The organism is Paenibacillus sp. PastF-3 (assembly GCF_029893135.1).
Classification (GTDB): domain Bacteria; phylum Bacillota; class Bacilli; order Paenibacillales; family Paenibacillaceae; genus Paenibacillus_AQ; species Paenibacillus_AQ nitricinens.
The window spans coordinates 397,330-418,596 of the sequence record NZ_JARXWM010000005.1 but is presented as its reverse complement, the minus strand read 5'-3'; the positions used below and the strand labels follow the sequence as shown (position 1 = coordinate 418,596).

General features: G+C 45.0%; 19 protein-coding genes. 6 read left to right on the top strand and 13 right to left on the bottom strand.

All coding sequences use genetic code 11. The features are described 5' to 3' along the window. Positions 1–146: 146 nt before the first annotated feature. From M2444_RS13530 to M2444_RS13515, 4 genes are read right to left on the bottom strand one after another with little or no spacing between them, the layout of a single operon-like run. Positions 147–740, bottom strand: coding sequence for a xanthine phosphoribosyltransferase (locus M2444_RS13530; protein ID WP_094873968.1), 594 nt, complete (start codon positions 738–740; stop codon positions 147–149). A gap of 42 nt (positions 741–782) precedes the next feature. Continuing rightward, positions 783–1,085: a hypothetical protein gene (locus M2444_RS13525; protein ID WP_094877492.1), complete on the bottom strand. Its 303-nt coding sequence runs from the start codon at positions 1,083–1,085 to the stop codon at positions 783–785. Between the two features lie 22 nt (positions 1,086–1,107). Continuing rightward, positions 1,108–1,926 carry a TrmB family transcriptional regulator gene (locus M2444_RS13520; protein WP_094873964.1) on the bottom strand — a complete coding sequence of 273 codons (819 nt, stop codon included), beginning with the start codon at positions 1,924–1,926 and terminating at the stop codon, positions 1,108–1,110. Positions 1,927–1,959: 33 nt separating this feature from the next. Beyond that, entirely contained in the window at positions 1,960–2,742 is a 783-nt protein-coding gene (locus M2444_RS13515; protein ID WP_094873962.1) for a zinc ribbon domain-containing protein, read from the bottom strand. A gap of 305 nt (positions 2,743–3,047) precedes the next feature. On the opposite strand from M2444_RS13515, the gene M2444_RS13510 reads away from it, so the two are divergent. Continuing rightward, complete coding sequence (locus M2444_RS13510) at positions 3,048–3,722, top strand: GTP pyrophosphokinase (RefSeq protein ID WP_256990013.1); 675 nt, start codon at positions 3,048–3,050, stop codon at positions 3,720–3,722. A gap of 100 nt (positions 3,723–3,822) precedes the next feature. Here M2444_RS13510 and M2444_RS13505 read toward each other — a convergent pair whose 3' ends face one another. Together M2444_RS13505 and M2444_RS13500 are read right to left on the bottom strand one after the other, a co-directional pair. Further along, positions 3,823–4,626, bottom strand: a complete 804-nt coding sequence (locus M2444_RS13505; protein WP_094877494.1) for a hypothetical protein — start codon at positions 4,624–4,626, stop codon at positions 3,823–3,825. A gap of 32 nt (positions 4,627–4,658) precedes the next feature. Then, on the bottom strand, positions 4,659–7,745 hold the full coding sequence (locus M2444_RS13500; RefSeq protein WP_094877495.1) for a DEAD/DEAH box helicase: 3,087 nt from the start codon (positions 7,743–7,745) through the stop codon (positions 4,659–4,661). A 502-nt stretch (positions 7,746–8,247) separates the two neighbouring features. Between M2444_RS13500 and M2444_RS13495 the strand changes: the two genes are divergently transcribed. Further along, a complete protein-coding gene (locus tag M2444_RS13495; protein WP_280787198.1) occupies positions 8,248–9,021 on the top strand; it encodes a tryptophan-rich sensory protein in 774 nt (257 codons plus the stop codon). 79 nt (positions 9,022–9,100) lie between these two features. On the opposite strand, the gene M2444_RS13490 is transcribed toward M2444_RS13495, so the two are convergent. From M2444_RS13490 to M2444_RS13470, 5 genes are all read right to left on the bottom strand, one after another. Continuing rightward, on the bottom strand, positions 9,101–9,481 hold the full coding sequence (locus tag M2444_RS13490; RefSeq protein ID WP_280787197.1) for a RidA family protein: 381 nt from the start codon (positions 9,479–9,481) through the stop codon (positions 9,101–9,103). A gap of 92 nt (positions 9,482–9,573) precedes the next feature. Next, positions 9,574–10,239: an oxidoreductase gene (locus tag M2444_RS13485; protein ID WP_280787196.1), complete on the bottom strand. Its 666-nt coding sequence runs from the start codon at positions 10,237–10,239 to the stop codon at positions 9,574–9,576. Between the two features lie 19 nt (positions 10,240–10,258). Then, positions 10,259–11,533, bottom strand: coding sequence for an MFS transporter (locus M2444_RS13480; protein ID WP_348536919.1), 1,275 nt, complete (start codon positions 11,531–11,533; stop codon positions 10,259–10,261). Positions 11,534–11,628: 95 nt separating this feature from the next. Continuing rightward, on the bottom strand, positions 11,629–13,041 hold the full coding sequence (locus M2444_RS13475; RefSeq protein ID WP_280787195.1) for an ATP-binding protein: 1,413 nt from the start codon (positions 13,039–13,041) through the stop codon (positions 11,629–11,631). Positions 13,042–13,211: 170 nt separating this feature from the next. Beyond that, entirely contained in the window at positions 13,212–13,415 is a 204-nt protein-coding gene (locus M2444_RS13470) for a CsbD family protein (RefSeq protein WP_094878689.1), read from the bottom strand. A gap of 448 nt (positions 13,416–13,863) precedes the next feature. Between M2444_RS13470 and M2444_RS13465 the strand changes: the two genes are divergently transcribed. The 4 genes from M2444_RS13465 (at position 13,864) to M2444_RS13450 (ending at position 18,378) form a co-directional block, all read left to right on the top strand. Continuing rightward, positions 13,864–14,754, top strand: a complete 891-nt coding sequence (locus tag M2444_RS13465; protein ID WP_094874534.1) for an FMN-binding protein — start codon at positions 13,864–13,866, stop codon at positions 14,752–14,754. Between the two features lie 48 nt (positions 14,755–14,802). Then, positions 14,803–16,683, top strand: coding sequence for an FAD-dependent oxidoreductase (locus M2444_RS13460; RefSeq protein WP_094874533.1), 1,881 nt, complete (start codon positions 14,803–14,805; stop codon positions 16,681–16,683). A 247-nt stretch (positions 16,684–16,930) separates the two neighbouring features. Continuing rightward, positions 16,931–17,380 (top strand): hypothetical protein, encoded by a 450-nt coding sequence (locus M2444_RS13455; RefSeq protein WP_042184507.1) that lies wholly within the window; start codon positions 16,931–16,933, stop codon positions 17,378–17,380. A 17-nt stretch (positions 17,381–17,397) separates the two neighbouring features. Then, positions 17,398–18,378, top strand: coding sequence for a polyprenyl synthetase family protein (locus tag M2444_RS13450; RefSeq protein ID WP_094878688.1), 981 nt, complete (start codon positions 17,398–17,400; stop codon positions 18,376–18,378). A gap of 619 nt (positions 18,379–18,997) precedes the next feature. Here the strand turns inward: M2444_RS13450 and M2444_RS13445 are convergent. Then, a complete protein-coding gene (locus tag M2444_RS13445; RefSeq protein WP_094874531.1) occupies positions 18,998–19,882 on the bottom strand; it encodes a UbiA-like polyprenyltransferase in 885 nt (294 codons plus the stop codon). Positions 19,883–19,922: 40 nt separating this feature from the next. Then, entirely contained in the window at positions 19,923–21,209 is a 1,287-nt protein-coding gene (locus tag M2444_RS13440; protein WP_280787194.1) for an aspartate aminotransferase family protein, read from the bottom strand. Positions 21,210–21,267: the final 58 nt, after the last annotated feature.

The window sequence follows — 21,267 nt, the reverse complement described above, 5'->3', positions numbered from 1 at the left end:
GCTGGACTTCTTTTAGACATTAGAAAAACTCCCATCATTGTAGCAGTAGAAGTTTTCGTTTTTTCTACTGTCTACTATGATGGGAGCATATCACCTTGTCTCTTGCTATTTTTTTGTTAACTTCATCGAATCTACACTAAAGAATCTTAGCTGAGTAGCCCTTCCTCTTCTTCGACGAAAGAAATTCTTCCGTCCTCCAGGGAAGCGATCCGCACGAGTGATTCTACCCGGTAGCCAGCTTCCTGCAGAAGCCGATTCCCTGGCTGGAACGCTTTTTCGATCACGATACCAATCCCAACCACACTTCCTCCTGCCTGCTCAACAATACGAGCAAGTCCGAAGGCGGCTTCGCCATTCGCCAAAAAATCATCGACAATCAGAACCCGCTCACCCGGAGCAATGAATTTCTTCGAAACGGTAATCTCATTCGTTTCTTTCTTCGTGAAGGAGTATACCTTCTCTACATAAATATCCTCTGTCAGCGTCAACGATTTCTGCTTACGGGCAAAAATCAGCGGAACCTCCAGCTCTAATGCCGTCATAATCCCCGGAGCAATTCCCGAAGATTCAATCGTCAGTACCTTCGTAATTTCTTCGCCGGAAAAACGGCGGATAAACTCACGGCCAACTTCACGCATTAGGAAGGGGTCCATCTGATGATTCAGAAAAGAATCTACCTTGAGCACGCCTTGCCCGAGTACAATTCCTTCTTTCAACACTTTTTGTCTCAACAGCTCCATAGTGCTCCTCCTTCTCCCATCAATGAAACCTTTCTTCCCACTTTAAAGACCTGTCGGTTTCTGTGGTAATAAATTTCCAACGATAGATTTTAAATTATGATCATCTTTGGTCTTTTCTTGCCCGTTATCATAACCCGTAATTCGAATCTCCACGAAATCGCCCGGATTTACCGGCTTAAAAATCAATTTCTCGCGGTCTGTAAGTCTCACGTTAAATTTCATGTCCTTGAACATTTCAACTAGCTCTGCTTCTCCGGGACTTGCTCCCTTATCCAGAAACAGAAGTCCACGCAATTTCTTAGGACCATCCTCATGCACCACTTCAAAATGTACGATACATTCCATGCTTTTCACCTCCCTATAATAGCTACTGCGCCTGTTTTTCCCCATCATCACTTTGATCATGCATCACATATTTGCCATGAATTTTGCTGTAACGTTCGCCGTAGCGCTCTTCTAATTCTGCGCCCATATCCTGCTCCAGCTCGAACAACACCATTTCCTGTGCAAAATGATTCAATAGCAGATCTACTAAGACCGGGTGCTCGGTTACAACCGCTTGCGCTGATCCATCTTCATAGCGCATCCCGAGCATACACCAGCTCCGATCAATCACGAATGAAAATTTCCGTCCATCTGTTCGCTGAGAATCTCTTCCGAGAGGCGGCCATACCGGATAGGCGGCAGGAGCAGCATTGCCACCGTCAAACGCCCATAAGAGTCTAACGCCTCGCAACTCCGCCTGTTCAAGTTCACTCCGCAGAAGTGACGCTTCCTCACGCCACATATCCACTACGATCTCTTGCTCAGCCATATTAAGTTGGCGAATAAGAGCGCCCAATACATTGCGGTCACCTTCCACATTATAAAACGATGGGCTAACAGGTCCACCGCGAGGCATCTCACTTTCCATATAAGCCAGTGAAGCTTGGACCCGTCCCGAGATCATGGTCGCGAGCTCTTCTGGATTGAGAACACTGTACCGCGCAGGTTCTCCTTCGCCACATCGTACATATCCCTGCTGTGTAAGGCGTTGTAACGCCGCATACACATTCGATCTTGAAACTCCGAGCTGTTTGGCAACCTCATAGCCAGAAGCCTGACCTTTTGTCGCAAGCTCTACCATAATTTTGGACTCCATCTCCGTGAAGCCCAGATTGCGCAGATGCAGCAGCAGCTGTTCCATCTTGTTGTCCCCCTAAGCTGACTGAAATCCGTTCTATATTTGCTCTGACCCACATCGCGGACACCATAAGGAGCCCTTAGGTAATTCGTTCCGACAGATTTGGCACTGGATCATATCTCGTACACCATTGTCCTCAGTGACCGCAGATTCCTCCTGATGCTCATTCTTGTGCCATTCGCCGAAGCGACGGTCTAGTTCAAGTTGTCTTTTTCTTTCCCGTTCCAGCTGATCGGCTTGTTTACGTTCCCGCTCAATATCTTGTTCGCTCGCCTTATATTCTTCAAATGGCAGCTCATCATCCAGATGCTGAACTTCAGCATATACGACACTCTGCGGGTGCAGCTTCATTGCAATTTCCTTCTCTTCATCCGTAAGCTCATCTGCGCCATAATATTGATCTTCATCATCTTCATTCACAGATTGAACAAATACCGGTGTAGAAGGCACCTTTCTCGAAGCGGACAATGGCTCCAGCTTACTTCCGCATTTCGGACAAAAGTTTGCATCAAGCGCCACAATATGGCCACATGGACATAACCGCTCATTTTTCAGCTCAGCAATTCGTGTCCGCAGGACTTCGATTTTTTCCTGAAGTTTGGAACAATTACGGGACAGCTCCACCATTTTACCTTCAGCAACCGACATATCCTTTGAACGATATCCTTCATAAAAAAGTCTGCCCATTTTCGTAAATTCAACTTCCATCTCTTGTTCAACATCGGAAATAAGTCCGTTCAGCTTGCCGATCTCTACTGAGTTTTGGGCTTTTTCGGTAACCCGGCTCGCGCTATCTTTAATTTTTTTGATAAAACTCATTACAGTTCCTCCCTCTCCAGCGATACGTGTTTCTATCATACCAAATGTATCGAGTAGATTCATTAATGTGCTTTAATACGCGATTTAGAGGAGAATGTTCCTATAAAATCCATACTAATTGATTTAAGCCACTCATCCCTTACACTTATGGATTATTTTTCCTGATTTTGAATGTAATTTTGCGTCAGGGGTTCTACATCGGTTAAAATAGAATTATCACAAATAACGAAATCGGGAGAGTTTCAGTGGAAGAACATGAGAGCACACAGCTTACGCTTAGTCAGCTACAGGTACACGTAAAGGATCTGCAACAGTGGCAAGGTAACAGCAACGAGGATTTCGCCAAACTGGTTAACGAGTTCGAAGCCTTACCAGCACTCTATCGCCACGCGTTAAATGATCTTCAGAATAAAATTGATGTGATCAAGACGGAATGGCAATCCCGCGACGGCTTTAGTCCTATCGAACATGTCAAATGCCGGATTAAAGAACCAAAGAGCATTCTTCAAAAGATGGAGCGTAAAGGCTACGGTTTCAGCTTGGAAAATATGGAGCAATACATTCACGATATTGCCGGAATGCGGATTGTATGTGCCTTCGTTAAAGATATATACCGTTTAGTAGATCATCTTAGTACACGCGAAGACATCCGCGTGCTTGAGATTAAAGATTATATAGCTCATCCTAAACCAAACGGATATCAAAGTCTTCATCTTATAGTCGGTATCCCCCTCGTCCTGTTGGAAGGAACACGCTGGGTCAAGGCTGAGATTCAGCTGCGTACCCTTGCTATGGACTTTTGGGCAAGCATGGAACATATTCTGTATTATAAATTCGATAAGCAGTTGCCTTCCCATGTCGCTGATGAACTAAAAGAAGCCGCGCGTGCCGCTGATGAACTAGATCAAAAAATGCTTCGTCTTCGCCGCGAGATTCTAGAGCTTTCAGAAGGAGAATCGCCTCCTGCTGGTCAGCATTAGAATAACTAACCAGAAACTCTGTTAGATAATTAGGCAAAACAAGAGGCTGTTTCAAGAGTAGCATTCACTACTTTTGAGACAGCCTCTTTCGTATTTTCACTTACCGCTTAATCAGACTCTTATTCGCCCGACGCGCAGACGCTTCTGCAACCCGCTGCATAATCAAAGTTAATCCCTCAATGGCTTTAGGTGTCTGCGGTAGCAACGCTCCCCAGTCTTCTGTAACTTCAGCTACTACTACCGGCGAAGGAAAAGGTCTAGCCGCAATCTCATGGAACTGTGGCCCAGGCTGATGTAGCGAACCTTCAGCAGCCGCTTCTGCCAGCCATTCTCCAGAGGAAATGGCCGGACCCTTGCGTTCAAGCCGAGCCAATTCAGTAGAAAGATCACTAACCGAGGCTTCTTCTTCCTCTGTTTCAGCTTCGCCGCTAGAAATATCCCCTTCAGCCCAAAGGGCAAAAATCCCGTCCAAGAGCTCTCCCTTAGTAAATCCTCTGAGCGAAAGTGCCAGCAGTGGCTCTTCAGCAAGACGTTCTTTAATAAGCTTCAAAGTCTCCGCCTTATACTCCACACCTTCACCCTCAAAAAGGGCTTGCTCCAGCTCACTATCCGTAGGTAAAAGCTCAAGCTCTGCCAGCTCACCCGTCAAACGCCCTTGCAGCAAGGCAAATACTTCCCCAGGACTTAGTGCCAGACTTCGTAAAATTTCTTTTCTTCGGGAAGCATGCCATACCGGAACCTTCAGAGAGAGAGGTCGATCCGCTTGTTGTTCCTGAGCAGGCGCGCTGGCGTTCAATTCACCCTTCGACCGAGACCCTCCTGTCACTTTCCCAGGTAGCATCGTCCATGCTGCCTTTACTAATCCAGGCACAACTTCCAGCCGCATCTCTAACCGTTCACTCATTGTTCGATCCCTCCGTAACACTCATATCTGTCTTACATCCAGTCCTGATCCTGCAGTTCAATAAGTTCCTTCAGCTCATGATTGGACATTTCAGTCAACCATGTTTCGCCAGAGCCAACAACCTGCTCGGAAAGATTTTTTTTACGCTCAATCAATTCATCAATACGTTCTTCCAACGTTCCTTGGCAAATCAACTTATGCACTTGAACATTCTTATCCTGACCAATTCGGAATGCCCGGTCTGTCGCCTGATTCTCAACGGCCGGATTCCACCAACGGTCGTAATGGATGACATGATTAGCTCTTGTAAGGTTCAACCCTACGCCACCCGCTTTTAAAGAAAGTACGAAGAAGGACGGCCCTTTTCCCTCTTGAAAATCATGAACCATCTCGTCGCGCTCCCGTTTTGGAATTCCGCCGTGCAAGAACAGCGGTGCTGTTCCATAACGCTTAGTCAGCTTGCTGACCAAGAGCTCACCCATCGCTACATATTGAGTAAAGATCAGCGCAGATTCTCCGACCTCCGCAATGCTATCCAGAATCTCGAACATGACCTCCATTTTACCGGAATGCTCACTTCGCGGACCCCTGCCTTCTTCTTTGCGGAATAGCTGAGGATGATTACAAATCTGCTTCAATTTCGTTAGAGAAGACAGCACGAGTCCTCTGCGAGCCATCCCGCTACTCTCTCCGATCACGCCAAGCATTTCATCCACGACACCCTGATATAGGACTGCCTGTGTTTCCGTCAGCGGGCAATAAGACTTCAGCTCCAGCTTCTCCGGTAAATCTTTAGAAATATCCGGATCGCTTTTCAAGCGGCGCAACAAGAATGGTGATACCAAGCGATGCAATTCCCTTAGTCGCTCTCCACCCTCTCCTGATACATAACGCTGCCGGAAGGAATGGTAGGTCCCTAAATAGCCCGGGTTTAAAAAGTGAAAAATAGACCATAACTCGCCTAATCTATTCTCTACTGGTGTCCCCGTCATAGCTATGCGATGCGGCGCTGATAGCTTCATCACACTTTGCGCCTGTTTCGTCCGATGATTCTTAATATACTGAGCTTCATCCAGCACCACGGTGGACCACTGAACATTCGCTAAATCCTCGCTGTCACGACCCGCTAAATGATAGGTCGTCAATACAATATCATGACTGGCAGCCAGTTCTAAAAAGCTATCCCCCCGCACGCGGCGTCCACCATGATGAATGTGAACTTTAAGCGAAGGCGCAAAGCGCTGCAATTCCCGCTGCCAGTTCCCCAAAAGTGAGGTTGGACATAGAATCAGCACAGGCTCCTGCTTTTCTTCAGGTGGGGCACTTAAAGCGCGGTCCAGCAGGCAGGTAATGACCTGCACCGTCTTACCGAGACCCATGTCATCGGCCAGGCATACCCCAAATCCCAGACCACTGAGAACGGAGAGCCATTGATAGCCACGCTCCTGATAAGGTCTCAGGGTGCCGTGCAGACCTTCAGGTACGGGACGCACTGGAAGATTACGCAATATGTCACCCCGCATCAGCGATGACAATAGTCCGGATGTTTCCATACCCGTGACCGACATCCCTTTCCAGAGCCGCTCTTCACCATCCTCAGCTTCTAGACGCATCCAATCGGCTGCGGTCATTTCCCCATTTTCATGGCGTTTCATATATCTAAGAACCTGGCGAATTTCTTTAGGATCTATCTCAATCCATTCTCCGCGGAAACGTACAAAAGGTACGCCAGCCTCCACCAGTGCGTTTAGTTCTTCTTCACTGATTGTACTCTCCCCAAGTGAGGCTTCAATGCGAAATGAAATCAGCTCTTCCATCCCAAGAGCCACTGGAGCAGGACTATCAATCCCGCTCACTACCGGCTGCATTTTCATCTTCATGCCAATCCTGCGGCGTCCCTCACGGCTCCAGCGCGATGGCATCTGCACGGTTATTCCACGCTCACGCAGCTGCTGCACCGTCTCCTTCAAAAAGAAATAAAGTCGCTCTGGTTCCAATTCCGCTCCCGTAGGTGCAGGCTTAGAAAGAGCGCGCTCTATATCTGGAGAGATTCTTGCCGCTCGGCCCAGCGCTATAAGAAGCTGCTGCTGTATATTGCGATAGCGTTTCCCCCATAACATAAACTCTCTTTCCTTACTGCTCCAAATCGATTTTGCCGGAATCCAGAATTCCCCTTCTTCCTTGTTCTCCGCCCAGAAGGTTAAACGCCAAATTTCATCTTGATCTCCAGGTGGCTCAAGTCGTAGCCCAAGACCCAGCTGTCCACTCCGTGCTTCTACAGGTTCTGATTGCGGCACATCGCTACCAGCTGTCTCATTCACGGTAGCCAGAAGATCTGCCACTTCTGCTTGAGTTCCCTGCACGGGTATATCCCGGCTGCCTGTAAGAAGACTATTCCACCATAGCTCAGTTAAAGGGGAGTAACCCCGGCGATAATTAGCTTTGTAAGGGGTAAGTTCACTTTCAATACCCGCAATCACTTTCTTTATCTCTGCAGTCATTACCGCCTGCATAAAGGAGTAAAGCACATAGGCGCCAGCCTCTTCCCGCGAGGATAAGTCACCTGCCTCAGCGATATGTGTCCCGAGTGCCAATACTGGCATGGAAGCCGCTAGTTGCAGAAAGATCTCCTGATCCTCCTGTTTTCGAAAAGCTGGTGACCAGCAGACCGTTGCTGCCTGTTCACCACCACGCCGGCGTGAACCTACCGGACGTGGGGGCAAGGCTCCAGGCGTAACGCCTCCTGTACCCATCAATTCCAGCGCAAAACGAGCTGCTGCCGCCCAATAGCGCAATTCGCCGCCAGGCTCTACTCCCTGATCCCGGCATAACGACTCATCCCATGCCAGAAGCAGTTCAAATGCATCGCTAGGGACTAAGGCGAGCCCTTCAAATGTTCTTCCGGGCAATCCACGGCGTGCCGGCTTCCCCTCTACAGGAGGAGCCGGATATTTCACTTCTGCGAGCCGCAGAGCAGCACTCGCAAAAGGGCGAACTCCTCCCTGCAGCTCCAGCCGCTTCACCACTCGGGTCCAAGCGTCAACCTTCGGCTCCGAAGTTTCGCCAGAGAAGCAAAATAACACATCCCCCAACCATATTGCATAAAGATGCTTAGTCATCGGTGATCTCCTGTCTTTTAAGCAAGCAAAAAAAGAACCAGTCCGCCACCATCAGGTGGTAACTGCAACCTTTTTCACGAGAAATAAAATTTTGAAGCTATACAAGTAGAAGTAGTTTCTCCATCCTTTTAGAGATGAGATACACTCCTGTAAGAAATATAAGGATAAAGAACTAGGATAAAACTTATCTGCTCTTGAATCTTCATCTCTTCATCTTATACTATAAAGCGCTGATTTAAAAACGTTTCTGCATATTTTCTGTAGATTTTTATGCAAATAAAGTTGAAGTACATAGAAACACCTATGAAATTTGATTCATTTCAGCATATTTTTAACAAATGTTCTAGCCACTATCGTAAAATACCCTTCACCACTACCATGCTATCCATGAATATTATGACTGACTAGTCACTTCTTTTCTTGTTTATAGTCTTAATTGTGCTGAAAGCGGGTATATTTTAAGTAGGTATTACCCTATTAAAAAAGCTAGGGAGTGAATTCTTTGAGACGTTATAATCCTTATAAGTGGTGGAATCTTCTGTTCTTTCTAGGTGTGATTATTGTCAATGTACTCTCAGTGACCTTGCCATTAGGTGAAAACAGCACCGGTGAAATTTCTGGCAAATATCATACCTACTTGACCCCTGCTGGTTACGCTTTCTCCATCTGGTCACTGATTTATCTACTGTTAGCCGGCTTCATTATTTATCAATTCCGCTCCTATACAGCCTCTAGAGATTCTGTGAGGGCGATTAAGTTCTGGTTTGTTCTGAGCTGTATTTTTAATATGAGCTGGCTCTTCCTCTGGCAGTATTTATACATCGAGCTTTCTCTGGTTGCTATGGTGCTGATGTTAATCACACTGATTGTCATTTATCGAAAAACACGCCTGATTGCAAATCCTACTCCAGGCGAGAATTGGTTGGTAAAGTTACCCTTCAGTATATACCTTGGCTGGATCTCTGTGGCCACTATCGTGAACGTCAGCGTTGTTCTGGAGAAGAATCATTGGGAAGGTTGGGGCCTTAGCGGTAGCACTTGGGCCGTTATCATGCTCTGCGTGGGGACTCTGCTCGCGGTTGTGGTCAGCTATCCTTACCGAGATAGCATCTATCCACTCGTATTCGTATGGGCCTTCATCGCGATTGCCTTGGAACAAAAAGAGGCCAGCAATGTCTATTTAACTGGCCTAATTATGGCAGGCCTCCTGCTGCTCTACAGCATCTGGCTAGTGCTCACACCTCGCCGCAGAAGGTACAGTAGTCCTAGATTCTAATATACAAAATGGCGGGCTAAGGTGGATAACCTTAGCCCGCCATTTTGTATATTAATAAAAAAGTGCAAAGGATAACTCCTTATTTCTTACGAGCTACCGCTTCAATCTCAACAAGTCCGTCTTTAGGCAGACGCGCAACCTCAATAGCACTGCGTGCAGGATAAGGTTCTTTAAAGAAGGTGCTATACACCTCATTAACGGCTGCAAAATCATTCATATCCTTTAAGAATACGGTTGTTTTTACTACATGGTCTAACTTTGCACCAGCTTCCTCAAGAATGGCTTGTACATTGTTAAGCGCTTGTCGCGCTTGTTCTTGTACGCCCTCAGCCAAATTACCCGTTTCCGGATTCAGACCAAGTTGTCCTGAAGTGTATACCCAACTACCAGTGGTTATAGCTTGACTATAAGGACCGATTGCTCCGGGTGCTTTTGTTGTAGCTACTTGTTTTTTGCTCATCTTACTACCCCTCTCCATTATCGCTGATTATTTATTGTCCATTGTAAGTCCTGTTCTCATCTTAATGCAAATTTATTAGAGACTCAGAAAGCTTAGCGTCTCCCAATCACATGTATCACTTCATTCGTATAAATATGTAATCCGTGAGTATCCGCAGACGCAATGTTAACCATAGCTCTTGCGACTGTCGTACCAGGTATGGCACGATATTTAGCCGCCTTACCCACCATTACAAAATCCAGCGTTTTCATCAAACTAGCTCCGACTCTCTCCCCTAATCTGAATTCTTCACGTTGGCCTAGTAGCAAGGAGGGGCGAAATATATGCATCCCTTGGAATCCAATAGCGGTTAAACCTTCTTCCGCTCTTCCCTTTGTCCGACTGTAGAAATTACGCGACTTCGCATCTGCCCCTATTGAAGAGACGACCAAAAACTGTTTAACACCCTGATCTCTAGCTATCGCTGCAGCATCAAGCGGATAGTGTAGATCGACTCGTTCAAACTTTTCTTGTGAACCCGCCTTTTTTATCGTAGTCCCTAAACAACAGAAGATGGAATGTACCCCTTCGAACGACTCTGTATAGTTTCTTAAGTTCTCCCAATCTACAACGATTTGTTTAAGTTTAGGATGTTCTATGGCTAACGGTGTCCGTACAAGCACCCTCACTTCTTCCCAGCTATCACGATTTAACAATTCCTCCGTAACCGCTTTGCCTACCATTCCAGTGGCACCTAATACCATCGCTATTCTTAACAAGGAATAACCCCCTTTACTTCTATTCGTCCTTTAGAATACGACGACCTAGCAGAAATGCAAGTGCAAACATCAGCGTCCCTACCACTAGCTGCATACCGTATACCTGAGTCCATTGCGGCCAGTGTGCTATTTTTTCATAGAGCTGACCGCCAATAAGCGGACCAAAAAAGGATGATAACCCGGTAAGCGCCGCATAGGTGGCCATATACATCGGTCGTTCTTTTTTCGGCGTGTCCCCAATAATAAAGTTAAAGGCCAACTGGTTGAAACCGCCTACACCAACACCAAAAACGATATGGGCCGCAAATAAGACCAGCAGCATCGGCATCACAGACAAGAGTCCCCACATCAATGAGGACAACGCAATAATCGGCAAAGTAAAGAATAACAGTCGCTTATTGCTGTATTTCGCATTTAGATTGCCCCAAACGTAGAAGCTAGCCATCATAAACACGGTCTGGGACACATTAAGCAATGACAACGTTTCATAATTAATATGAAGTAACTGCAACATGACATACGAGTATAGCGGAACCGTTAGGTTCTGCAACAATAGCCAAGCAGCCAGAAACAAGGTTGACTTCATAAATAGTGTATCTTTAAGCGGTTTCTTAAACATGGGTAAAAATTTATGCTCTTCTGATTTCTCGAATGGCACATCCGGATAAAAAAAGAATACTACGACATTCGATATCGAGAAGATCCACACAACAATATATAGAATCAGAAAACCATGACCCCCGGGATACCGGTCCAGAATAATACCTCCGCCATACATAACCAAACTTCCAAGTGCATTCAGGACAGTGTTACGAATCCCAAAATAACGTCCACGTACCCGTGCGGGAACTAGATCACTAATCACAGAGCTCCACAGCACACCACCAGCAGTATTCGCAATAAAGGCAGTGGTATATAAAGCAATAAATGCGATGACCCAATATTCTTTAGGAAAAATAAACGGGATTAGTCCCGTAGAACCCCAAAGTATCCTGTGCAGACCGATAAAAGTAACCATGGCCCATTTGCGACTTGGCAGCTTCTGAATCAGAAAAGCTACACCAATCTGTGCCACATTAACTAATGTAGTAAGCGCTAGCACAAATCCAATTTGACTAGAGGAGGCTCCTAAATATAGTAGGAATCCTGTTAGGAACTGCCCTTGCAGCAGCACCTGAAAAATAGTTGACGGCACACCTTCCAACGTAGCTATACGCAAATTTCTGCGATGCACTGAAGGTTTACGAACACGTTTTGAAACCGTAACCTTATGCTTATTTTCCATGTTGTCCATAGAGGCGGTAACACTCCTTTGATGCGGCATTGGCTTCATTCTACTCCGCATCAATCTACTGTCAATACGCCAAATCAACAAATAATATTGGAGCTTTATTCACTATCCGTTTCAAGGGGCAAATGAAGCGAAAATCGACTCCCCTTCTCTTCCTTACTCTCCATAGAAATGAACCCGCCGAGCAATCTGGCCAAGTCATTACTAATGGAAAGTCCTAGTCCTGTTCCACCATATTTCCGGCTAGTCGTTCTGTCTGCCTGTTGAAAGGCCTCAAAGATCATGGCATGCTTCTCCGGTGCGATTCCTATGCCACTATCCTTCACATCAAATACAAGCCAACGTTGCACGTTATCGCCTTCCCCACATTCCTGCTCGCGGATATGCAGCGATACGTAACCTGTCTTTGTAAACTTAAAAGCATTTGAGAGCAAATTACGCAAAATCTGCTGCACTCGATGTGGATCGGAATGAATCATTAGAGGGACATTCTTATCCATAGAGATGTTAAACTCCAGTCCTTTTTGTTTGGCGGTTACAGCAAACTGCATAGCCAGCAAATCTGGAATCTCGCTAACATTTAATTCTTCATTTATAATATCTAACCGACCAGCCTCCACCTTGGATAAATCCAGAATATCGCTGATGATCATCAATAACTCATCACCCGAACGATGGATAATGGCAGCATACTCTCTTATATCTGTTTCCGTAAGCGAATCATCATTTTCTTCAATTAATTGCGATAAATTAATGATGCTATTCAGTGGCGTTCTAAGCTCATGTGACATGTTGGCTAGAAATTCCGACTTGAATTGAGACGCCATCATTAACTGATTAGCACGCTCTTCAAGATCAAGCTTGTTCTTATGTAATTCTTCAGTCTGAGCAGACAACTGTTCGTTAGCATGCTGGATCTGCTCATTCCTTAGAAGACCGAGTTGAAAATCCCGGATAATTAATGAGAACAAAATACTTAAAATCAGCCCCGCCGGGAACGTAATTGGCATAATCTCTCTTATGTACTCTTCCACAGGGATAACGCCTAACAACATAATGTTTATGGCATTCATAAGATTAACAATTAGAATAACGATCAAACCTTGATTCACAATACTGAGGGTTGAGCATCTGACCCAGTAGCTAAGCGCCGCGCAAATAACTCCCAAAATAAAAAGATTTAGCATTCCTGCAATCGCTGCCTCTGTTACTCCAAAAGTTAACCTTGTAAGCCCAGTCCCTATACCGATCAATATAAGTGTGATGGGTCTAGGATACGCCAGCGTCGAGATAATTAGGGGTACAAACCGCAAATCAAAGATCACATGGTCGTCCAGATTATAACCAAAAAGAGTACTGATCCAACCAGCAAAGATCGCCAGGATCACCCAGCTGGCCTTCTTTATTCCTACACTTGCATTCGAAATGGTATGTTTATAGATCAGATTAGCCAAATAGGCCACGGCTATAAGAATTGCGGTATTCCCGAAAAATATTTTAAGATACCCCATGATTTTGCTCCTACCTGCACAAGATAAATTACAGATTTCATCTCACAATAATACCATAGCTTAACCTTTACACACCTAATTGTTGCATAAGAAGAGCGCAAATCGTATACGATTTGCGCTCTTCCTATGCATTTTATATTTGGGTACTTAAGAATATAAGCTAATTTGATTTAATCGCGGTAGGAACGTCCCCAGGTTTGATACTCATTTTCCGCGTCTTCTTTCGAATGCCCATAACGCTCTTGTAGTTTACCTACTAACTTATCCTTTTCACCATCAATCACATCAAGGTCGTCATCTGTAAGCTTGCCCCATTGCTTTTTGGCTTCGCCTTTGAGCTGTTTCCATTTTCCTTTAAACACATTGTTGTCCATGATATGCTCATCTCCTTAGCTGAATTAAATAGGGTAGAATTCTAACCTGTGTTATCGTTACATTACCCTGTCCTATTCGCCATGAATCTTACCTAATCTATAGAAAGTCACAATTTGTCAAATAATAGTTTAAAAAAAGGTATTCAAACCCTTTAAAATTTGATACAATCTAGATATAAATTAAACATTTAATTTTTTAAGTGATTTTTTTCACATGGGTTTATCTGATCTATATGCTAAAATGCCCTCGGAGATAAAACAACATGGTTAAATTTTTTTCTATTACATGCCGATATATGTCATGATACTGTTGGAGATTGGTACTTCATCCCAAAATTAAAGTGACAAATATCATTTATAAAGTGATTTTTATCACTTCGCACAGCTATTAAAATGTTTTACATTTTAATATATATATTTTAAACTATATTTTTGGAGGTCATAACAAATGAAAAAAACAACAGTAATCTTGTCGACTGCCCTTATCCTTGGTAGTTTGCTTGCAGGTTGTGGTAACAACACAGACAACACACCGGCAGCAACAAACGCTCCAACAGAAAACAACACAGCAACTAATTCCACTAACACTGGAACTGAAGCGGCGAAGTACAAAGATGGAACATACTACGCTACTGCTGATGTTGATGCTAAAACTGGCTGGCAGTATTTCGCACTCTTAACTGTAGAAGGTGGCAAGATTACTAAAGCTGACTGGGATGCTTTCAACGTCAACACAGCTGGTGACCTTAAGAAAAAAGTTTCCGAAGATGGTAAATATGGCATGAAAGCTGGTGGTGCTTCTTCTGAATGGCACGAGCAAGCAGCAAAAGCTGAAGCTTTCCTGATTGAAAAACAAGATCCAGCAGCTATAACTTTAGACGCTGAGGGGAAAACTGATGCTATCTCCGGTGTATCTGTACACGTATCTGACTTTGTGAAAGCTTCTGAAGCTGCTCTGGCTGCTGGACCTGTTGAAGCTGGCCAATACAAAGACGGAGGTTACCATGCTGAAGGCGAGATGGATAAAGACTCCGGTTGGAAATCTACTGTTGACTTAACTGTTGCTAACGGTAACGTTGTTGCTGTTAAATTCAGCGGCGTAAATGCTGCTGGCGACGACAAGAAGCAATTCTCCGTTGATGGTAAATACGGTATGAAAGCTGGCGGCGCTTCTGCTGAATGGCATGAAGAAATCGCAAAAGTTGAGCAATACTATCTTGAAAAAGGTACTGCTCCAGAACTTACAGCTGAAGGTAAAACTGATGCAATTTCCGGCGTGAGTATTCATGTTGGTGAATATTTTACACTTGCTGAAAAAGCACTCGAAGGCGCGAAATAATTTCGCATAACCTTCTGCAGTTAATCAGACGAATGAGGTGAATTTCTTTTGAAAAAAATAGTCATTTTAGGCGGCGGCTACGGCGGCGTACTCACGGCTAAGAAACTGGCAAAGAAATTTAAGAAAAACAAAGATGTTGAAATCACACTGATCGACCGGAATCCATATCACACTCTATTGACTGAGCTGCATGAGGTTGCCGCGAACCGCGCTCCAGAGGATTCAATTAAGATCGATCTAAAGAAAATCTTTGCTGGCCTTAAAGTGAATGTTGTTCTTGACGAAATCAGCAATATTGATTTCAAGGGTAAGAAACTCAAATCCAATAAAACTACCTATGCGTATGATTACCTTGTAATCGGTACAGGAAGCAAACCAACGTTCTTTGGCATTCCAGGTGCAGAAGAGAATACTTTCTCCTTCTGGTCTTACGATGATGCGGTAGCATTGAAACGTCAAATCCGCGACATGTATACCAAAGCCGCTATGGAGAAAAATCCAACTGTACGTCGTGCAATGTTAACTTTCGTTATCATCGGTGCCGGCTTTACAGGTGTCGAGCTTGTTGGGGAAATGGCTGAGCAACGCGAAGAGTTATGCAAAGAGTTCTATATCGACCCATCCGAAGTGAGATTGATTGTGGCTGATATGGCTCCGAAGATTCTGCCTATCCTTCCAGATAAGCTGATTCAAAAAGCTGAGGCTCACCTTCGCAAGCTGAACGTGGAAATTGTTACAGGCGCCAAAATCACTGAAGTGGGCGAAGGCAGTGTTGCCCTTGGTGAGAAAAACGTTGTCGCTTCACAAACCATCGTTTGGACTGCAGGTGTCGAAGGATCTGAAATCGTAGGCGGACTTGAAGTACAACAACAAGGACGCAAACGTATTGTTACGAATGAGAACCTTGAAAGTGTAGATCATAAGAACGTATATGTAGTAGGGGACAATATTTTCTTCATTCCTGAAGGTGAAACTCGTCCTGTACCACAAATGGTTGAGAATGCTGAACAAGCAGCTCCGATCGTTGCTGGTAACATTGCAGCTGACATTCAGAACACTGCTAAAAAGGCATACAAACCAGGTTTCCACGGTACCATGGTATCCATCGGTAGCCGTTACGGTGTAGCAAACGTTGGTTTGCCAGGCAAGTTCTTTATGCTTACTGGTTTTATGGCAATGTTATCCAAACACTTTATCAATATGTTCTACCTGTCTCAGGTTGTAGGCTTCAATAAAGTTTGGACTTACATGATGCATGAGTTCTTCCATGTTGAGAACCGTAAGAGCTTCTTGGGCGGACACTTCTCCAAGCGTTCACCTAACTTCTGGCTCGTTCCGCTTCGCATGTTGCTTGGTGGAATGTGGTTATATGAAGGTATAGATAAGTTACGGAAAATTTGGGTAGATCCGAATAAGATATTCCTAATTCCAGCCGCTCCTTTTGCAACGGATGCTTCATCAGCAGCCAGCGTAGCGGTGGATGCAGTTAAAACAACAGTAGATGCACAATCTGCAGCTTCAGCAGTATCCACTGCAAAAGAAGCGGTTGAAGCATTGCCAGTTCCTGGTTTCGTATATGATATTACGAACTTCTTCATGGATTTGATGTTCTACAACAACGACGGAAGTTATACTTTCCTCGCGAAATGGTTCCAAATCGGTATGGTATGTGCAGAAATCGTGTTCGGTATTATGCTCATCGTTGGTCTGTTCACAGCTATTGCTTCTATAGCGACGATAGCCATGTCCGTCATGATCTGGTCGACCAAAATGGCTTCTACAGAAATGTTATGGTATGTTGGTGCGGGTATCGCCTGCATCGGCGGATCGGGCAGCACATTTGGCCTAGATTACTATGTACTTCCTTGGCTTAAGAAACATTGGAAGAGAGTTCCAATCGTCAGACGATGGTATCTATACACCGACTGATTATAAAGCCCTGATTTCGTGTAATCATTTATTTTAAAGAAAATATGTAGATTGCATGTCAGTAAGCTAAATATGGATGTACTTCAGAGTAATGTGTCCCTAGGACACATTACTCTCCTTATTTACAAGAAGAAAATAATCTTCCTAATATCAGGAAATGGTCAGTTTATTCTTTAATGAATGGTTTTGTAGGGATGATCAGGGGTATGGTTTCTTCCGGCAAAACCGACAAGAAGGAGAGAATCTTGTGAACAAACAACTCATAGAAGATACCCTCCGGTTGTTGCATACTGAAATGTCACCTATTGCCGGAATTGAGCTTAATCCCTCTCCGGCTGCATGTGAGCAGCTAATCTCGGTACTAGAACGCCATGATCTGGAATACAACCGCAAAGTCAATTTGCTGGGTATTTACACTATTCTCACTTTGGCAGCTGAGCGCCATATGGAATGTATCCCACATCATCCCGACCTTACACGCAACATTTTGGATGGAGATTATTTGTACAGCTTTTACCTTCAGTTTGCGGTGAAATGCCGTGAGCTCGACCTAGTTGCTTATTTAGCTCCTTCGATCAAAAAAATGCAAATTAGACGGTCAAATGGAGACTTCGCGGAACATGATCCAGCGGCTGGAATCGAACAATTCTTGATTCAAGAGTGCAGACAGCGTAGTCGCACAAGCAAAGCCATTTGACAGGTGGGATCTATAAGATGAAGCTGCATGAGGCCTTAAACATAGACATAGATGAAATTAATCGTGAAATCGTAAATCTTGTGGCACGAGATAAGGATGTTCCTAAGAAATCTCAACTCGGGCAGAGTGTTCTTGAGCTTATAAATTCTGGAGGTAAACGCCTCCGCCCTCTTATGGTCATTGTTGGCAGTCGTTTTGGCCGAAAGGATACTGGTCGAAGAGCGCTTCAATTAGCTGCTGCCGCTGAATTTATTCATGTTGCCTCATTAATTCATGATGATATCATTGACGATTCTGAGTTACGGCGGGGCAAACCCGCCCTACATACTAAGACGGGCACACGATCAGCAGTGCATATTGGCAATTATATGTCCGCTCGGGTTATCGAACTGTTAAGCAAATATACCGGAGACAAAAACAAATATGTTCATGACTTATCTTCTGTAGCCACTGCTCAGCTCTGTCTAGGTGAGTATCAGCAAATGGAACATGCTTTTGATTATGAGATTACAATGGAGCAGTATCTGGAGAAGTCCTTAAATAAAACAGCTCTCCTTATGGCTACCTGCTTACGTGTGGGTGCATTATCCACCGAAAGCTCAGAGGAAGTGGCCAACCTCCTGTATACCTTTGGCGAAGCCTTAGGCATGTCTTTTCAAATACAAGATGACCTGCTGGATTTCACGCAGTCTGAGGCTGTGCTGGGTAAGCCCGCCGGTAGCGATCTGCGTCATGGTCAGGTTACCCTGCCAGTGCTTTATGCATTACAGGATCCAAAGCTTTCGCCTGTGATTCGTGCAATCGGCCCTGATTCTTCCGATGCTGAGGTGGTACATGTGCTCGCCCTTATTAAGAGAAGCGATGCCCTAGCTCGCGCAGAAAGGGTCAGCCAGAACTACCTGGATAAGGCTGGAGCGATTGTGCAGCAGCTCTCCTCCTATCCGGCGCATGCCGATCTGGATACGCTACTGCAATATTTTGCCGACCGTGATCGCTAAAGCAGATGCTAACGTAGCAATTAAAAACGGATACCTCCCATTCACTTGGGTGGGTATCCGTTTTTTTGTGTACTTTAGCTAAACAAGCCGAACGTAGCGCAGCGCCCGTGAGCGTGTTTAGCCTTTTAGCTTCCAGGCTCTACTATTCAACATATAGGGAAATCCTCCCTTTAATTAGCTTAAAATCGCTTGGAATCCACGATTATAAGGAATTCCTCCCTCTAAAAACTTGAATTTGTATGGTTTATAGACTAATCAGCCAATTTAGAGGGGGACTTTCCCTATAACAAGATCTAAAGTCAATAAAGCTCGGAAATATAGGGAGGTTTTCCCTATAAGTCTACCTTGGATTAGTTCAGCCCTCTCACACGGCTCTAGCCCCCCTCGCAGATGCCCACAAAAACAAAAAAGGAAAGCCGCGTTGCCAGCTTTCCGATCCCTTTGCCTACCCTGTTTTGGGTAGGCTGTTGTCTTTTGTTGTTAGCTTGGAGGCAATGCGCCAATGGTTAGGACTTCACTGCGTGGAATTTTGGAACTGTAGAAGCGTAGCGCTCGAAAGTCCAACATTCCACGCAGTGCAGCTTCCTAACCTCCTAACCATCCATCGAACTAACTCTCCCTAGCTAACATAGAAAAAATCAATCAGCGTACACAATAAAATCACCATGCTGATCACCTGATTCAGATTATAAGAGGCCACCTTCATCAATTTACGATTGGATGGTTTAATAATCTTATGTTCGGTCATCAGGAGCAGCGTCGCAATGCCAATCCCCACCAGATACATCCAGCCGAGGTCACGCCATACATATAGGAACAATAGCAACATAATCATGATGAAATGTAGACCTTTTGAAATGCGCAGGGCATTCTCCAGTCCGAAAAAGCTAGGAATAGACCATAGACCATGCCGCCGGTCAAATTCGATATCCTGAGTACCGTAAATAATATCAAAACCGGCAATCCACAGCATAACTACTGTTCCGATGACAAACGGTGTAAATGCGATATTTCCGGTGACAGCAAACCATGCACCAATCGGTGCAGAGGCAATAACAAACCCTAAATATAAATGACTGAGAAAGGTAAACCGCTTCGTATAGGAATAAGTTGATATCAATACGATAGCCACCGGCGATAAGATCAAGCAGAGCAAATTAAGCATGCCTGAAGCTACAATGAAAATAGCATAGTTGACGATAACAAAGACAACAACTTCTTTTTCCGCCAGTAAACGTCGAGGCAGATGCCGATGTGCCGTTCGAGGATTCTGTTCATCGAACGTACGATCCACCAGCCGATTGAAAGCATTGGCGCCATTACGGGCGCCGATCAATGCAATCAATCCCCAGATCATCAAATGTCCCGATGGCCAGCCCCCTGCGGCCCATACCATCGATATAATCGCAAACGGCAGCGAAAAAAGCGTATGAGAGAACATGACCAGTTCGCTGAACATTTTAAGTTTTAGTCCCGCAGTTTTACATATGTTTAGAATTGCCATTCGTGCATTCCTCTTTCTTTACTACTTGTGTTTAAGTTCATTAATGATTATGCTCTGCAAGAACTTCGTTCAGGACGTTAAGCATCCCGTCAATATCTTCTTCCGTAATAATCATCGGTGGCTGGAAGGCCAGTACATTACGTCCTATGCCATTTTTGCCGATTAGATAACCCCGGTCCTTCATCGACTCGAGCACTTGATCTGTAAGTGCCGCAGCGCCTTCAGCATCTGCACCGGCAAGTTCTGCACCCAGCATAAGTCCAGTTCCCCGCACCTCAATAATTAGCGAAGGATAACGGGCTTGTAGCGCCTCCAAACCTGCTTTCAATCGTTCTCCGAGCTCTACCGAGCGTTCCGGAAGCCGTTCATCTCGAATATAATCAAGCACAGCCAGCGCTGTTGCAGCAGATACCGGATTGCCCCCAAACGTAGAGGCTGACGGGCGGTTTAGTGCAAAGGCAATCTCATCGGTTGTAGCAAAGGCTGCGACCGGAATTCCGTTGCCGAGTGCTTTGGCCATACTTATAATATCGGGTACGACATCAAAATGCTCCATAGCAAACATTTTGCCAGTACGTCCAAATCCAGTTTGAATTTCATCAGCAATCAGGAGCACGCCATATCTCTCCAACAATGCTTTTACATCCCGGAAGTAGGATCGGGTTGGCATGATCATTCCGCCGTTGCCTTGGATTGGCTCTACGATCATAGCAGCGATAGTATTGCCCTTCTCTTCGAGCACCCGCTCCAGCGAATCCAGGGATAACGAAGCCGCTTCCTCCAGAGATAGATCCTGATGATACGGACGAGGAATAAACTCGACATCATGATCCAAATATTTATCCGTGCGCCACATTGGCAGACCTGTCACACTCATAGTCAGATTGGTACGGCCATGTAGACCGCTCTCCAGCGCTATGAACCCTTTACGTCCCGTATACATCCGGGCTAATAGCAGAGCTCCCTCATTCGCCTCAGAGCCACTATTAACGAAGAAGGTCCGACGTAAATCACCCGGCATTACCTCTTCCAAACGTTCAGCTAAATCTACACTTGGTTGGGTTAAATAAATAGTTGTCGTATGCTGCAGCTGTTGCAGTTGTTCAATCGTACGTGCTGTTATGGCTGGATTACAATGCCCACAAGCGACTACGGATATACCCGCGAAAAAGTCCGTATAGGATTTTCCCTTCTCATCATAAACAAACTGCATTGAACCACGAACAAGCTGAGGTGCATCACGGTAAAAATGCTGTGTACAAGGATAGAAATATTGCTTACGTTTGGATGCTACCGCTTCTCTTCCGATGAAGTCTTGTTGTTCCATGAAGGGTTCTCTCTCCTTTTTGTGAAAATAGTAACTTATTCATAGAGTCCTGTGCATC

Bases quoted from the DNA above. Each gene is read 5' to 3' on its own strand.
- M2444_RS13450 (WP_094878688.1), top strand. From the start codon at position 17,398: ATGAAGCTGCATGAGGCCTTAAACATAGACATAGATGAAATTAATCGT.
- M2444_RS13525 (WP_094877492.1), bottom strand. From the start codon at position 1,085: ATGGAATGTATCGTACATTTTGAAGTGGTGCATGAGGATGGTCCTAAG.
- M2444_RS13480 (WP_348536919.1), bottom strand. From the start codon at position 11,533: ATGGACAACATGGAAAATAAGCATAAGGTTACGGTTTCAAAACGTGTT.
- M2444_RS13440 (WP_280787194.1), bottom strand. From the start codon at position 21,209: ATGGAACAACAAGACTTCATCGGAAGAGAAGCGGTAGCATCCAAACGT.
- M2444_RS13470 (WP_094878689.1), bottom strand. From the start codon at position 13,415: ATGGACAACAATGTGTTTAAAGGAAAATGGAAACAGCTCAAAGGCGAA.
- M2444_RS13445 (WP_094874531.1), bottom strand. From the start codon at position 19,882: ATGGCAATTCTAAACATATGTAAAACTGCGGGACTAAAACTTAAAATG.
- M2444_RS13505 (WP_094877494.1), bottom strand. From the start codon at position 4,626: ATGAGTGAACGGTTAGAGATGCGGCTGGAAGTTGTGCCTGGATTAGTA.
- M2444_RS13515 (WP_094873962.1), bottom strand. From the start codon at position 2,742: ATGAGTTTTATCAAAAAAATTAAAGATAGCGCGAGCCGGGTTACCGAA.
- M2444_RS13530 (WP_094873968.1), bottom strand. From the start codon at position 740: ATGGAGCTGTTGAGACAAAAAGTGTTGAAAGAAGGAATTGTACTCGGG.
- M2444_RS13475 (WP_280787195.1), bottom strand. From the start codon at position 13,041: ATGGGGTATCTTAAAATATTTTTCGGGAATACCGCAATTCTTATAGCC.
- M2444_RS13500 (WP_094877495.1), bottom strand. From the start codon at position 7,745: ATGACTAAGCATCTTTATGCAATATGGTTGGGGGATGTGTTATTTTGC.
- M2444_RS13490 (WP_280787197.1), bottom strand. From the start codon at position 9,481: ATGAGCAAAAAACAAGTAGCTACAACAAAAGCACCCGGAGCAATCGGT.
- M2444_RS13520 (WP_094873964.1), bottom strand. From the start codon at position 1,926: ATGGAACAGCTGCTGCTGCATCTGCGCAATCTGGGCTTCACGGAGATG.
- M2444_RS13465 (WP_094874534.1), top strand. From the start codon at position 13,864: ATGAAAAAAACAACAGTAATCTTGTCGACTGCCCTTATCCTTGGTAGT.